Below are 12,637 nucleotides of genomic sequence, written 5' to 3'. Positions count from 1 at the left end.
CCGGCCCGGAAAACGCCGATCGCCGGACAGGCTGGCATCAGCCTGTCCGGCGATCGGGAACACCATGCGGCCACCGGCCGCACAACCTGGCGCGATTACGCCCCCGGCGAGACCCTCAGGCCGCCGGTGTCAGCGCGCGAAGCAGCAGCGGGGCGACCTGCTCGATCTGCCAGTGGCGCGCCCCGTACCCGGCGAGCGCGGTCTCGACCGCGTCCGGGGTCGGGTTCTTGGGCGGCTCCCAGCAGACCCGGCGCACCGTGTCCGGGGTGATCAGGTTCTCCTGCGGCATGTGCAGCCGTTCGGCGAGCTCCGACACCGCGGCGCGGGCGGCCGAGAGCCGGGCCGCCGCCGCGGGGTCCTTGTCCGCCCAGGCGCGGGGCGGCGGCGGACCGGCGAGGGTCTGGCCGGGCTGCGGGAGCTCGGCGTCCGGCAGCGCCTTGGCCCGGTCGATCGCCGCCTGCCACTGCTCCAGCTGGCGCCGTCCCATGCGGTGGCCGAAGCCGGGCAGCGCGGTCAGGGCCTGGACGTTCGGCGGGAGCGCGAGTGCCGCCTCGACGATCGCGGCGTCGCCCAGCACCTTGCCGGGGGAGACGTCACGGCGCTGGGCGACCTGGTCACGGGCGGTCCACAGCTCCCGCACCACGGCCATCTGGCGACGGCGGCGGATCTTGTGCATGCCGGAGGTGCGGCGCCACGGGTCCTTGCGCGGGGGAGCGGGCGGCGCCGAGGCGATCGCGTCGAACTCCTCGCGGGCCCATTCCAGCTTGCCCTGCCGGTCGAGCTCGTCCTCCAGGGCGTCGCGCAGATCGATCAGCAGCTCGACGTCGAGCGCCGCGTAGCGCAGCCAGGGGTCGGGCAGCGGGCGGGTGGACCAGTCGACGGCGGAGTGGCCCTTCTCCAGCGAGTAGCCGAGCACGCTCTCGACCATGGCGCCGAGCCCGACCCGCGGGAACCCGGCGAGCCGCCCGGCCAGCTCCGTGTCGAAGAGTCCGGTGGGAGTCATCCCTATTTCCCGCAGACAGGGCAGGTCCTGGGTGGCGGCGTGCAGGATCCACTCACTGCCGTCCAGTGCCTGGCCGAGGTCCGACAGGTCGGGGCAGCCGACGGGGTCGATCAGCGCGCTGCCGGCGCCGTCACGGCGCAGCTGGACCAGATAGGCGCGCTGGCCGTAGCGGTAGCCGGAGGCCCGCTCGGCGTCGACGGCCACCGGGCCGGAGCCGGCGGCGAAGGCGGCGACCACCCGGGCGAGGGCGTCGTCGGAGGCCACCACCGGGGGAATGCCCTCGCGCGGTTCGAGCAAGGGGATCGGCGCCGGGGCGACGTCGTCCGGGGGAGCGCCCCCGGTGGTTCGCAGTGATGTGTCTGCTGCGGTCTCTTGGGCGTCGGTCACGTGTCAAGGGTATCTGTGTATGTACGGCGCCCGTCGACGGAACGTTCCGTCGACGGGCGCCGATGAATGCAAACCAGCCGGTCCCCGCCTGCGCGGGCCCGCCGGGCTGCGGGCGTCAGTGGATGATTCCCGTTCGCAGGGCGACGGCGACCATTCCTGCGCGGTCTCCGGTGCCGAGCTTGCGGGCGATACGGGCGAGGTGGCTCTTGACGGTCAGGGCGGACAGGCCCATGGAGACACCGATGGCCTTGTTGGACTGGCCCTCGGCGACCAGCCGGAGGACCTCGACCTCGCGGCCGGACAGTTCGCGGTAGCCGCCCGGGTGGCTCGGGGCGCCGGGGGGCCGGCGGTGCATACGGGCGGCATTGGCGCCGATGGGGGCGACGCCGGGACGGGTGGGGTGGCCGATATTGGTGCGTGTGCCGGTGACGACGTAGCCCTTCACGCCGCCCGCGAGGGCGTTGCGTACGGCGCCGATGTCATCGGCGGCGGAAAGGGCGAGGCCGTTCGGCCAGCCGGCTGCTCGGGTCTCGGACAACAGGGTCAGCCCGGAACCGTCGGGCAGGTGGACGTCGGCTACGCAGATGTCGCGCGGATTGCCGACGCGGGGACGAGCCTCCGCGATGGACGACGCCTCGATGACGTCACGTACTCCGAGGGCCCACAGATGGCGGGTGACGGTGGAACGGACGCGCGGGTCGGCCACGACGACCATGGCCGTCGGCTTGTTCGGGCGGTAGGCGACCAGGCTTGCGGGCTGCTCTAGGAGAACGGACACCAGGCCTCCTGGGGAGTGGCGGGACGGGCCGGCTCGGGGATGAAGCCGGGGCGAACCGTGCTTGAAGGGTCATTGACCTCTTCGGCAGCAGACCCGTGCTCCTTTAGGGGAAGATCGCGATTTGGTGAGTAACAAATTCGGGCAAATCGGGCATACGATCGATTGTACGAAAAGAACACCGGTAACTGGGCGGGGGATATGACGCTCAGTTACCGGTGAGGGGTGGATTTCAGCCAGAGAAAAAATCCGGAGGGGAAACCTCGGGGAAGCGGTCCGGGGAACCGGGGGAGGGGCTCAGGAGACCTGTGGGCCGCGCCGCTGGGGGAGCGTCACCACTGCCGCGTCGACGGGGCCCGACGGCGGCAGCCCGGCGATCTGGCACAGCAGATCGCCCCACGCCATGAGGTGCGACGCCGTGTCCGGCACCCCGCCGCGGCCCTCCCGCGGCGTCCACGACGCCCGGATCTCGATCTGGGTCGCCGGACGCCTCGCGCCCAGCGTGCCGAAGTAGTGCGACCCGGCCCGGGTCACCGTGCCCCCCGCCTCCCCGTACGACAGGCCGCGCGCCTCCAGCGCGCCGGTCAGCCAGGACCAGCACACCTCCGGCAGCAGCGGGTCGGAGGCCATCTCCGGCTCCAGCTCGGCCCGCACCAGTGTCACCAGGCGGAAGGCGCCCTGCCAGGCGTCGTGCCCGGCCGGATCGTGGAGCAGCACGAGGCGGCCGTCGGCGAGGTCGTCCTCGCCGTCGACGACCGCAGCCTCCAGGGCGTACGCGTACGGGGCGAGCCGCTTGGGCGGCTTCGTCGGCTCCACCTCCAGCTCGGGGCGGAGCCGCGCCGAATGCAGCGCGTCCACCGCCGACCGGAAGGCGGGCGGGACGGAACCACCCTCCTCGCTGTCCTTGCCGTCAGCGCCATCGGTTTGATCGGAGAACTGTCCCTGAGCCGGAGCCATGCGGGGAAGAGTAGGCGGAACCGGCGCTTCGCGCAGGGAGGGACACCCGGGCGGGCCCGGCTGCTTACGGCTTCGTGCGAAGATTCCTGGTGTGAGTGCCAACGATCGCCCCATGGGCCAGCAGACGAAGACCTCCGCCACCCATGAGTCGGCGTTCCTGAAGGCGTGCCGACGGGAGCCCGTGCCGCACACACCGGTCTGGTTCATGCGCCAGGCGGGGCGCTCCCTGCCCGAGTACCTGAGGGTGCGCGAAGGCATCCCGATGCTCGACTCCTGCATGATGCCGGAGCTGGTCGCGGAGATCACGATGCAGCCCGTCCGCCGCCACGGGGTCGACGCCGCCATCTACTTCAGCGACATCGTCGTACCGCTCAAGGCGATCGGCATCGACCTCGACATCAAGCCCGGTGTCGGCCCGGTCATCGCCGACCCGATCCGTACCCGCGCCGACCTGGCCCGGCTGCGCGACCTCACCCCCGAGGACGTCTGGTACGTCACCGAGGCCATCGGCCTGCTCACCGCCGAGCTGGGCCCCACCCCCCTGATCGGCTTCGCCGGGGCACCGTTCACCCTCGCGAGCTATCTCGTGGAGGGCGGCCCGTCCCGCAACCACGAGCACACCAAGGCCCTGATGTACGGCGACCCGCAGCTCTGGGCGGATCTGCTGGACCGGCTCGCCGAGATCACCGGCGCTTTCCTCAAGGTGCAGATCGAGGCGGGCGCCTCGGCCGTCCAGCTCTTCGACTCCTGGGTGGGCGCGCTGGCCCCCGCCGACTACCGCCGCTCGGTGCTGCCCGCCTCCGCGAAGGTCTTCGACGCCGTAGCCCCGTACGGCGTCCCGCGCATCCACTTCGGTGTCGGCACCGGCGAGCTGCTCGGCCTGATGGGCGAGGCGGGCGCGGATGTCGTCGGCGTCGACTGGCGCGTCCCGCTGGACGAGGCCGCGCGCCGGGTCGGCCCCGGCAAGGCGCTCCAGGGCAACCTCGACCCCGCCGTCCTGTTCGCCCCGACCGAGGTGGTGGAGGCCAAGACCCAGGAGGTGCTGGACGCGGCCGCCGGTCTCGAAGGCCATGTCTTCAACCTGGGCCACGGCGTGATGCCGACGATGGACCCGGACGCGCTGACCCGGCTCGTCGAGTACGTGCACACCAGCACCGAGCGCTGAGCCGCCGGGGCCGGGCGCCGTCCTCAGGCGGTGCCCGCCCGGCGCACCGCCGTCACCGCCTTGCGGGCCGCCACCAGGACCGGGTCCCAGACCGGTGAGAACGGCGGGGCGTACCCCAGGTCCAGGGCGGTCATCTGCTCCACCGTCATTCCCGCCGTGAGCGCCACCGCCGCGATGTCCACGCGCTTCGCCGCCCCGTCCCGGCCCACGATCTGTACGCCCAGCAGCCGCCCCGTGCGGTACTCCGCGAGCATCTTCACCGTCATGGGCCGCGCCCCCGGGTAGTACCCCGCCCGGCCCGTCGACTCGATCGTCGCCGTGACGAACCGCAGGCCCACCGCGCGGGCGTCCTTCTCGCGCAGACCGGTGCGGGCGATCTCCAGATCACACACCTTGCTCACCGCCGTGCCGACCACCCCCGGGAACGTCCCGTAGCCGCCGCCGACGTTGGACCCGATGATCTGGCCGTGCTTGTTGGCGTGGGTGCCCAGCGCGATGTGGCGGGTACGGCCCGCCACCAGGTCGAGGACCTCCACGCAGTCGCCGCCCGCCCAGATGTTGTCGTGCCCGACCACTCGCATCGACAGATCGGTCAGCAGCCCGCCGTGCGGGCCCAGCGGGAGGCCGACGGCGCGGGCCAGCGTCGTCTCCGGCTCCACACCGATGCCGAGCACCACGACGTCCGCCGGGTAGGAGGCGTCGCCCGTGGCGACCGCGCGGACCCGGCCGTCCGAGCCGGTGCGGATCGCGGTGACCTCGGCCCGGTTGACCGTGGTGATGCCCAGACCGTCCATCGCGTCGTGCACCAGCCGCCCCATGTCGGGGTCGAGCGTCGCCATCGGCTGCTCGCCGCGGTTGAGCACGGTCACCTCGAAGCCGTGCTTCAACAGCGCCTCCGCCATCTCCACGCCGATGTAGCCCGCCCCGATGACGACCGCCCGCCGTGCGCCCGGAGCCCGGTCCAGCGTCTCCAGCAGCGCCTGCCCGTCGTCCAGCGTCTGCACCCCGTGCACCCCGGGCGCGTCCATGCCCGGCAGCGCCGGACGCACCGGGCGGGCCCCGGTCGCGATCACCAGCTTGTCGAAGCCCGTCCAGTACGTCTCACCGGTCTCCCGGTCCAGGGCCCGCACCCGCTGCCCGGCGACATCGATCTCCGTGACCTCGGTGCGCGTCCTGAGGTCGATGTCACGCGCCCGGTGCTCCTGCGGGGTGCGCGCGACGAGATCGTCCCGCTCCGCCACGTCGCCGCCGACCCAGTACGGGATGCCGCAGGCGGAGTACGAGGCGAAATGGCCCCGCTCGAAGGCGATGATGCCCAGCTCGCCGGGGCCCTTGAGCCTGCGGGCCTGGGACGCGGCGGACATGCCCGCCGCATCACCACCGATGACCACCAGTCGCTCCGCCGTCATGCCTGGTCCCTTCGACACCCGGGGTCCGTCCCCGGTCCGAAGGGACCACGCTACGACGCCGGAGGAGCGGGCGAGGACCCGCCGGGACCGGGTGTCCGCGGCGCACGGCGTCCGGGCAGCCGGCGGCGCAGCAGCCGCCACAGCAGCAGGAGCACGGCCGCCGCGGCCAGGAACGGGGCCGCGGCGCCCACCGCCATCGCCAGCCACAGCAGCGCGGTCACGAACGCGTGCCAGCCGCCGCCGAGTGCGTCCAGGAACCCGGGGCCGTCGTCGTCGCCGTCCTTCGCCGCCGTCTCCGGCTCGGTGAGTTCGAGGGTGATCGTGGCGAGCGCGGTGCGGTCCTCCAGCGACGCCTGCTGGGCGAGCAGCGACTCCAGGGACGCCTGACGGCTGCTCAGCTCGCCCTCCAGCGTGACCACGTCGCTGAGCTTCTCCGCCTGGTCCATCAGCTTCCGTACCCGCGCCACACTCGCCCGCTGGGTGGCGATCCGGCTCTCCACGTCGACCACCTGGTCGGTGACGTCCTTCGCCGACGAGGTACGCGAAAGCAGCCTTCCGGTGCCCGCGAGCCGCTTCAGCACCGCCTCGTACTCGCCCTGTGGAACGCGCAGCACGAGACGTGACATGTCATGTGTGTCATCGACCCGCTCGGTCTTCTCGTCGGCCACCAGACCGCCCGCACCCTCAGCGGCCGAACGGGCGACCGCGGCCGCCTTCGGCACGTTCCGCACCTCCACCGAGAGCGCGGCGGTACGGATGACATGGGTGCCGGAGGGCAGGGCATCGGTCTTCTTCCGCTGCGACGGCGCACCGGCCGTCCCCTGCTCCGCCTTCCCGGCCGCCGCGTCGGCGGCGCCCCGCTCCTCGGCGCCGAACGCCCGCTTGCTGTCGCCGGAACTCGCGTCGCTCGCACTGTCCGAGGCGGCGCAGCCGCTCAGGGCGAGCAGGCCGGCCACGAGGCCGGCCGCCAGGACCAGACGCGGACGGCGGACCGATGAACGGCCTGGATGCCGGTGTCTCTGCATGAATGCCCCCCAAGGCGGGTCGTCGATGGTGCCGGTTCGACGTGCCGGACCGGGGCACCGGTTGCCGAATACCGATTTCGAAGCAGTCACGTTCAGGACTCGGACCGGGTTTGAGAGAGTGGGGGCATGCAGCGTTCAACAAACCGTGCGGAACCGGGCACCGGACACGTCGTCGTCATCGGCGGAGGCATCTCCGGTCTCGCCGCCGCCCACCGACTCCTCGGCGCCGGACTGCGGGTCACCCTGCTGGAGGCCACCGGGCGGCTCGGCGGCAAGCTCATGACCGGTGAGATCGCCGGCGCCCAGGTCGACCTGGGCGCCGAGTCGATGCTCGCCCGGCGCCCGGAGGCGGTCGCCCTGGCACGCGAGGTCGGGCTCGGCGACCGGCTGCGGCCTCCCGCCACGGCCACCGCGTCGGTCTGGACCCGCGACGCCCTGCGGCCCATGCCCAAGGGCCATGTGATGGGCGTGCCCGGCGACCCGGCGGTGCTCGGCGGACTGCTGACCCCGGAGGGCCTCGCCCGCGTCGCGCAGGAACGCGACCTCACCCCGACCCCGGTCGGTGACGACGTCGCCGTCGGCGCGTACGTCGCCGACCGACTGGGCCGCGAGGTCGTCGACCGGCTCGTGGAACCGCTGCTCGGCGGTGTGTACGCGGGCGACTCCTACCGGATCTCGATGCGCGCCGCCGTACCGCAGCTCTTCGAGGCGGCCCGGGAGGGCGGCTCGCTGCTCGACGGCGTCCTGCGCATCCAGGAGCGGGCCGTGGCCCGGCAGCAGAACGGACCGGTCTTCCAGGGCATCGACGGCGGCATCGGCACCCTGCCCGGCGCGGTCGCCGACGCCGTGCGCGCGGCGGGCGGGGAGATCCTGACCGCCACCCCCGTCCTCGGCCTGACCCGTACCGCCGGGGGCTGGGACGTCCGCACGGACACCCGGACGTTCACCGCCGACGGCATCGTGCTCGCCGCCCCCGCCTGGTCCGCCTCCACGCTGCTCGCCGCCGAGTCCCCGGCGGCCTCCGCCGAGCTGGCCGGTGTCGAGTACGCGTCGATGGCGCTCGTCACCATGGCCTTCCGCCGCTCCGACGTCGCCGCCACGACCGCGCTCGACGGCCGCTCCGGCTTCCTCGTCCCCCCGGTCGACGGCCGCACCATCAAGGCGTCCACCTTCTCCTCGCACAAGTGGAACTGGGTCGCTGAATCCGCCCCGGACCTCTTCGTCCTGCGGACCTCCGTCGGCCGCTACGGCGAGGAGGACCACATCCACCGCGAGGACGGCGAGCTCGTCGACGTGTCGCTGCGCGACCTCGCCGAGGCGACCGGACTGGCCGCGAAGCCCGTGGACACCGAGGTCACCCGGTGGACGGGCGGACTGCCCCAGTACCCCGTGGGCCACCTCTCCCGGGTCGCCCGGATCCGCGACGAGGTCGCCAAGCTGCCCGCGCTGCGGGTCTGCGGAGCGGTCTACGACGGCGTCGGCATCCCGGCGTGCATCGCCAGCGCCCACCGCGCCGCGGACGAGATCGCGGCCGGGCTCACCTGCGGTTCCGGCGAAGAGATCATCGCCACGTCGACCCTGGTCACGGGCACACGGAGCGAGGCGGGACAATAGCCGTATGAGTGCGCCTGAGACTGTGAAATCAAGCAAGGGCCCCAACGCGGGTAAGAAGGCCAAGGACCTCAACGAGGTCATCCGCTACACGCTGTGGTCCGTCTTCAAGCTGCGCGACGTCCTGCCCGCGGACCGTGCCGGCTACGCCGACGAGGTCCAGGAGCTGTTCGACCAGCTCGCGGCCAAGGACATCACCGTCCGCGGTACCTATGACGTCTCCGGCCTGCGTGCCGACGCCGACGTCATGATCTGGTGGCACGCCGAGACGGCCGACGAGCTCCAGGAGGCGTACAACCTCTTCCGGCGCACCAGGCTGGGCCTGGCACTGGAGCCGGTCTGGTCGAACATGGCGCTGCACCGCCCCGCCGAGTTCAACAAGTCGCACATCCCGGCGTTCCTGGCCGACGAGACGCCGCGCAACTACATCAGCGTGTACCCCTTCGTGCGCTCCTACGACTGGTACCTGCTGCCCGACGAGGACCGTCGGCGCATGCTCGCGGACCACGGCAAGATGGCGCGCGGCTACCCCGACGTCCGGGCCAACACCGTCGCCTCCTTCTCGCTCGGCGACTACGAGTGGATTCTCGCCTTCGAGGCCGACGAGCTCTACCGCATCGTCGACCTGATGCGTCACCTGCGGGCCTCCGAGGCGCGGATGCACGTCCGCGAAGAGGTCCCGTTCTACACGGGGCGCAGGAAGTCGGTTGCAGACCTGGTGGCCGGGCTCGCGTAGCGAGCGGGCTCGGACCACCCCGACCCGGAAGATCAGACGACGGGCACCGGCGTTCTCGCGCCGCCCGTCGTTCCAGCGACACCGGGTCCGGCTCCGGGTGCGGCGCGCGTTCCGCGCGCCGCACCGGCGTCTTTTACACACACCGCGTCGGCGTCCTTCGACACCGCCACCCCGCGCCGGACCGGCCGTGCTCCTGACCGGGCATCAGCCGTGTGACCGCGCCCGTCAGGAGCTGCTGCCGCAGCTGGACCCGCCGCCGCAGCTCGACCCTCCGCCACAACTGCTGCTGGAGCAGCTGGAACCGCTGCCACCGCAGCCGGAGCCGCTCGATCCGCCGCAGCCGGACCCCGCTCCGCACCCCGACCCGGAACTGCACCCTCCGCCACCACCGCCGCTGCTCCCGTCCCCGGAGCTTCCGCAACTGCCGTGCCCCGGGCTCGTACCGGCGCACCACACCACCGGCGCGAGGAGCAGGGCGGAGGCGCCCGTGGACGCCGCCGCCGCGCGTGCCCGCGGCCCGGCCGTCCGCCCGCCCGGCCGCATCCGGGCCGCCGCGATCAGCTGCGCCTGGAGCTCGGGATCGGGCAGGGCCCGCAGTCCGAGCGTGGCGACCAGCTGGGCCGGTGCCGGGTTGTGTGCCTGCGCGGCGCGGTACGCCTCGGCGGCCCGCCGGCCCGACTTGGTGACGCGCCCCCGGGCGGTGCCGGCGCAGACGAATCCGGTGACGGCGCCGCCGATCAGGACCGGGAGCACCTTGAAGACGAAGGGCACGGAGGGGTCCGGGGACAGTTCGTCGGACAGCGACTGCGTGACGGTCGCCACGACGGTGAACGGGACGGCCAGGATGCAGACCAGCCCCTGGATGACGCCCCAGCGGTGCCACGTCCGGCTCGTGGCGGGAGCCGCCAGCAGACCGCGGGCCGCGAGCCCGTCGCCGATCTCCTGCACCGCGGGGTGCCGCATCACCGCGTCGCGCAGGGTGTGCAGCGCCCCGCTGGGGGCCTGGGCGTGTTCCTGGAGCACCGCGCGTTCCACCGGGTCGTGGGCGTCGGCCCGGTGGACGGCGACGATTCCGGGACCCCCGACGGCGAGCCGCCCGTCCGCCCTCATCGCGGTGAGCGCGGTGTCCACGACCCTGCCCGGACCGCCGTTGAGGAAGGCGGCCTCGTACAGGTCGTGGACGGAGCCGCCGACGGCGCCACGGGCCCGCGCGAGCCCCACGATCAGGAGGACGGAGGAGACGACGACGCCGAGATCCACCAGCAGTGCCACGGTGTCCATGCCGGTCACCTTCCGGTCAGGGCCGCGCGGGCCGCTCGTACGAACAGGGTGGTGCGGCGCGGCGGGCGGGCGCCTGCCCGGTCCTGCCACCAGTGCGTCAGCCGGCGCCGGGCGGCGGCGTCGGCGGGCCGGCCCGCGATCAGCAGCTCCTCGGCGAAGTCCAGCGCGTCGCGCCGGTAGCCGCCGGACAGGGGACGGGCCGCGGCGTACGCGAGGAAGGCGTCCCGGTAGTCCGTGCCCAGGATCTCCGGGAGTTCGGGTGCCACCTTGGCGACGACCCCGGCCCGCTTGGCGGCCAGGGCGCGGCGCTGGACCCCGAGGCGGTGCCGGTCGAAGCCCTGCGGGACCGGGCCACCGGCGACCAGGGCGGAGAGCAGCCCGGTCTGGGCGGCCGCGAGCCGGTCGCGGGTGGCGTCCGGCGTCGCGGAGGCCACCGGCCGCGCGGCCCGACGGACGGCCGGGGCGGACCGTGTCGCCCGCCCCGCAGCCCGGTCCAGGGTGGCGCGGATCGCGTCCAGTTCGCCCGCCAGTTCCCCGGCCGGAGGGAAGTCGTCGTCGCGTTCCAGGAGGACGCCGGGCGGGTCGACCCGGGAGCGGAGTGCGGCGAGGACGTCGAGGACGGGCGCGGTGACCGGATGGGCGTGGGTGTCGTGCCAGACGCCGTCCTTCTCCACGCCGCCCGCCACATGCACGTACGCGATGGCCTCCACCGGCAGCTCGTCGAGCGCGGTGGCCGGGTCCTCGCCCCGGTTGACGTGGTTGGTGTGCAGATTGGCGACGTCGATCAGCAGCCGGACGTTGGTGCGCTCGACCAGCTCCGCGAGGAACTGCCCCTCCGTCAGCTCCTCGCCGGGCCAGGAGATCAGCGCCGCGATGTTCTCCAGGGCCAGCGGCACCGGAAGCGAGTCCTGTGCGATGCGTACGTTCTCGCAGAGCACGTCCAGCGCGTCCCGGGTCCGTGGCACGGGCAGCAGATGGCCCGCCTCCAGCCCCGGCGACGAGGTGCGCGGCCCCCCGGCCCGTACGAACGCGATGTGCTCGGTCACCAGCGGCGCGGAGAGCAGCTCGGCGCGGGCGGCGAGGTCCGCGAGCCGTCCCGCGTCGGGCCGGTCGGCCCCGCCGAGGCCCAGCGAGACGCCGTGCGGCACGACCGTGACCCCGCGTTCCCTGAGCCGCACCAGCGAATCGGGCAGATGGCCGGTGCAGATGTTCTCCGCCACCGCCTCCACCCAGTCGATTCCCGGCAGCGCCTCGACGGCGTCCGCGATCTCCGGCCGCCAGCCGATCCCCATTCCCAGCCTCATGCCGTCCCCCTCCTCCACTCCGTGCAGACCTCATGGCCCCGGAGGGCGGTGATGAATCCGAACAGGGGGACGTTCAGAGGTCGATTTGAGGTTCCCGGCACGGGGAGACCGGCGCGGGCCCGCGCGCCGGTGGAAAGATGGGCGCGCGCCTGTGGAAGGGCGGCGGGCGGAGCCGCCGCGGTCCGGCTCCGTTCAGCCGAGCCGCAGCGCCGGATGGTCGGCGACCACCGTGCACGACCCGGGAGCGATCTCGGTGAATCCGGCGTCACGCACCACCGGAAGCCCGCTCACCGTGAGTTCCTGCCAGCGGCCCGCCTCCGCGGTCGCGACCGAGAGCGGGAAGCCCGCCTCGCGCCACACCTTGCGCTCCGTCTCCGACAGCTCCCACCAGGCGAGCTGCGCACCGTGCCCGGCCTGCGCCATGGCCTTGCCCGCCGACATGTCCAGCTCCGGGTTGAGCCACAGCACCGGGCCCGAGAGGTCGGGCGCGGCCGGCGGCTCCGGGTCGTCCAGATCCGTCCCCGACACCTGGAGCTTCGCCAGCTCCTTCGGCCAGCCGTCCAGGGGCACCGGAGGGAAGACCCGCACTTCGGCGCTCTCGCCCGTGACCGTGATGCCCGGCAGCGCGGACGCCTTGCGCCACTCCGCGCCGCGCGCCCGCCGCACCACCTTGCGGATGCGCGCGTCCTGCCAGTCCCGCATCGCCCGCGCCCACGCGCCCTCGCCGTCCGAGCGCTCGTCGGAGAGCATCACCAGCACCGCGCGGGCGGCGGTCCGCAGGGCGTCGGTACGGGCAGGGGGAGCCGTCTTCTCGATGTGCACGACCAGCGGCAGCACGTACTGCGGCGCCTCGTCGCGGCTGGTCGGCTCCGTCCTGAACGGGCTGTCCGCCGCAGGAGAGTGGGGCGCGGCCGGGGATACGGAGGTGTCTACGGGGGTGTCGTTGCTGCTCACCCGTTCAGTCTGCCAGCCGCCCCGGAAACG

The 12,637-nt window shown here is 73.4% G+C and carries 11 protein-coding genes; 3 read left to right on the top strand and 8 right to left on the bottom strand.

Translation table 11 applies throughout. The features are described 5' to 3' along the window. Nucleotides 1-115: 115 nt before the first annotated feature. From GA0115234_RS16430 to GA0115234_RS16420, 3 genes are all read right to left on the bottom strand, one after another. Nucleotides 116-1,390: an HRDC domain-containing protein gene (locus GA0115234_RS16430; RefSeq protein ID WP_093542275.1), complete on the bottom strand. Its 1,275-nt coding sequence runs from the start codon at nt 1,388-1,390 to the stop codon at nt 116-118. A gap of 115 nt (nt 1,391-1,505) precedes the next feature. After that, nucleotides 1,506-2,168, bottom strand: a complete 663-nt coding sequence (locus tag GA0115234_RS16425; protein ID WP_093542274.1) for a helix-turn-helix transcriptional regulator — start codon at nt 2,166-2,168, stop codon at nt 1,506-1,508. Between the two features lie 294 nt (nt 2,169-2,462). Then, the gene (locus GA0115234_RS16420; RefSeq protein ID WP_093542273.1) at nt 2,463-3,122 is read right to left on the bottom strand and encodes a DUF3000 domain-containing protein; all 660 of its coding nucleotides are present in this window, start codon (nt 3,120-3,122) and stop codon (nt 2,463-2,465) included. Nucleotides 3,123-3,213: 91 nt separating this feature from the next. Between GA0115234_RS16420 and hemE the strand changes: the two genes are divergently transcribed. Then, nucleotides 3,214-4,287, top strand: a complete 1,074-nt coding sequence (gene hemE / locus GA0115234_RS16415; RefSeq protein ID WP_161275604.1) for a uroporphyrinogen decarboxylase — start codon at nt 3,214-3,216, stop codon at nt 4,285-4,287. A gap of 23 nt (nt 4,288-4,310) precedes the next feature. Here hemE and GA0115234_RS16410 read toward each other — a convergent pair whose 3' ends face one another. Further along, nucleotides 4,311-5,696, bottom strand: a complete 1,386-nt coding sequence (locus GA0115234_RS16410; RefSeq protein ID WP_093542270.1) for an FAD-dependent oxidoreductase — start codon at nt 5,694-5,696, stop codon at nt 4,311-4,313. 50 nt (nt 5,697-5,746) lie between these two features. Continuing rightward, nucleotides 5,747-6,721 carry a DUF4349 domain-containing protein gene (locus tag GA0115234_RS16405; protein ID WP_093542269.1) on the bottom strand — a complete coding sequence of 325 codons (975 nt, stop codon included), beginning with the start codon at nt 6,719-6,721 and terminating at the stop codon, nt 5,747-5,749. 126 nt (nt 6,722-6,847) lie between these two features. Here GA0115234_RS16405 and hemG point away from each other — a divergent pair, with 126 nt between their 5' ends. Continuing rightward, nucleotides 6,848-8,335: a protoporphyrinogen oxidase gene (gene hemG, locus GA0115234_RS16400; RefSeq protein WP_093542268.1), complete on the top strand. Its 1,488-nt coding sequence runs from the start codon at nt 6,848-6,850 to the stop codon at nt 8,333-8,335. 4 nt (nt 8,336-8,339) lie between these two features. Further along, nucleotides 8,340-9,068: a hydrogen peroxide-dependent heme synthase gene (gene hemQ / locus GA0115234_RS16395; RefSeq protein ID WP_093542266.1), complete on the top strand. Its 729-nt coding sequence runs from the start codon at nt 8,340-8,342 to the stop codon at nt 9,066-9,068. 225 nt (nt 9,069-9,293) lie between these two features. On the opposite strand, the gene GA0115234_RS16390 is transcribed toward hemQ, so the two are convergent. The 3 genes from GA0115234_RS16390 to GA0115234_RS16380 all read right to left on the bottom strand — a co-directional run bounded on the left by GA0115234_RS16390 (nt 9,294) and on the right by GA0115234_RS16380 (nt 12,607). Further along, a complete protein-coding gene (locus GA0115234_RS16390; protein WP_093542432.1) occupies nt 9,294-10,349 on the bottom strand; it encodes a TIGR04222 domain-containing membrane protein in 1,056 nt (351 codons plus the stop codon). 5 nt (nt 10,350-10,354) lie between these two features. Continuing rightward, nucleotides 10,355-11,653 carry a DUF692 domain-containing protein gene (locus tag GA0115234_RS16385; protein ID WP_093542430.1) on the bottom strand — a complete coding sequence of 433 codons (1,299 nt, stop codon included), beginning with the start codon at nt 11,651-11,653 and terminating at the stop codon, nt 10,355-10,357. 192 nt (nt 11,654-11,845) lie between these two features. After that, the gene (locus GA0115234_RS16380; RefSeq protein ID WP_093542265.1) at nt 11,846-12,607 is read right to left on the bottom strand and encodes a peptidyl-tRNA hydrolase; all 762 of its coding nucleotides are present in this window, start codon (nt 12,605-12,607) and stop codon (nt 11,846-11,848) included. Nucleotides 12,608-12,637 lie beyond the last annotated feature (30 nt).

The sequence above is a fragment of the Streptomyces sp. DvalAA-43 genome, assembly GCF_900091725.1.
Classification (GTDB): Bacteria; Actinomycetota; Actinomycetes; order Streptomycetales; family Streptomycetaceae; genus Streptomyces; species Streptomyces pulveraceus.
This window is presented reverse-complemented; position numbering and strand designations above follow the sequence as displayed.

What these genes read in the sequence shown, in the direction of transcription:
- GA0115234_RS16410 (WP_093542270.1), bottom strand. Translation starts at nt 5,696, where the DNA reads ATGACGGCGGAGCGACTGGTGGTCATCGGTGGTGATGCGGCGGGCATG.
- GA0115234_RS16420 (WP_093542273.1), bottom strand. Translation starts at nt 3,122, where the DNA reads ATGGCTCCGGCTCAGGGACAGTTCTCCGATCAAACCGATGGCGCTGAC.
- GA0115234_RS16390 (WP_093542432.1), bottom strand. Translation starts at nt 10,349, where the DNA reads ATGGACACCGTGGCACTGCTGGTGGATCTCGGCGTCGTCGTCTCCTCC.
- hemG (WP_093542268.1), top strand. Translation starts at nt 6,848, where the DNA reads ATGCAGCGTTCAACAAACCGTGCGGAACCGGGCACCGGACACGTCGTC.
- hemQ (WP_093542266.1), top strand. Translation starts at nt 8,340, where the DNA reads ATGAGTGCGCCTGAGACTGTGAAATCAAGCAAGGGCCCCAACGCGGGT.
- GA0115234_RS16385 (WP_093542430.1), bottom strand. Translation starts at nt 11,653, where the DNA reads ATGAGGCTGGGAATGGGGATCGGCTGGCGGCCGGAGATCGCGGACGCC.
- GA0115234_RS16405 (WP_093542269.1), bottom strand. Translation starts at nt 6,721, where the DNA reads ATGCAGAGACACCGGCATCCAGGCCGTTCATCGGTCCGCCGTCCGCGT.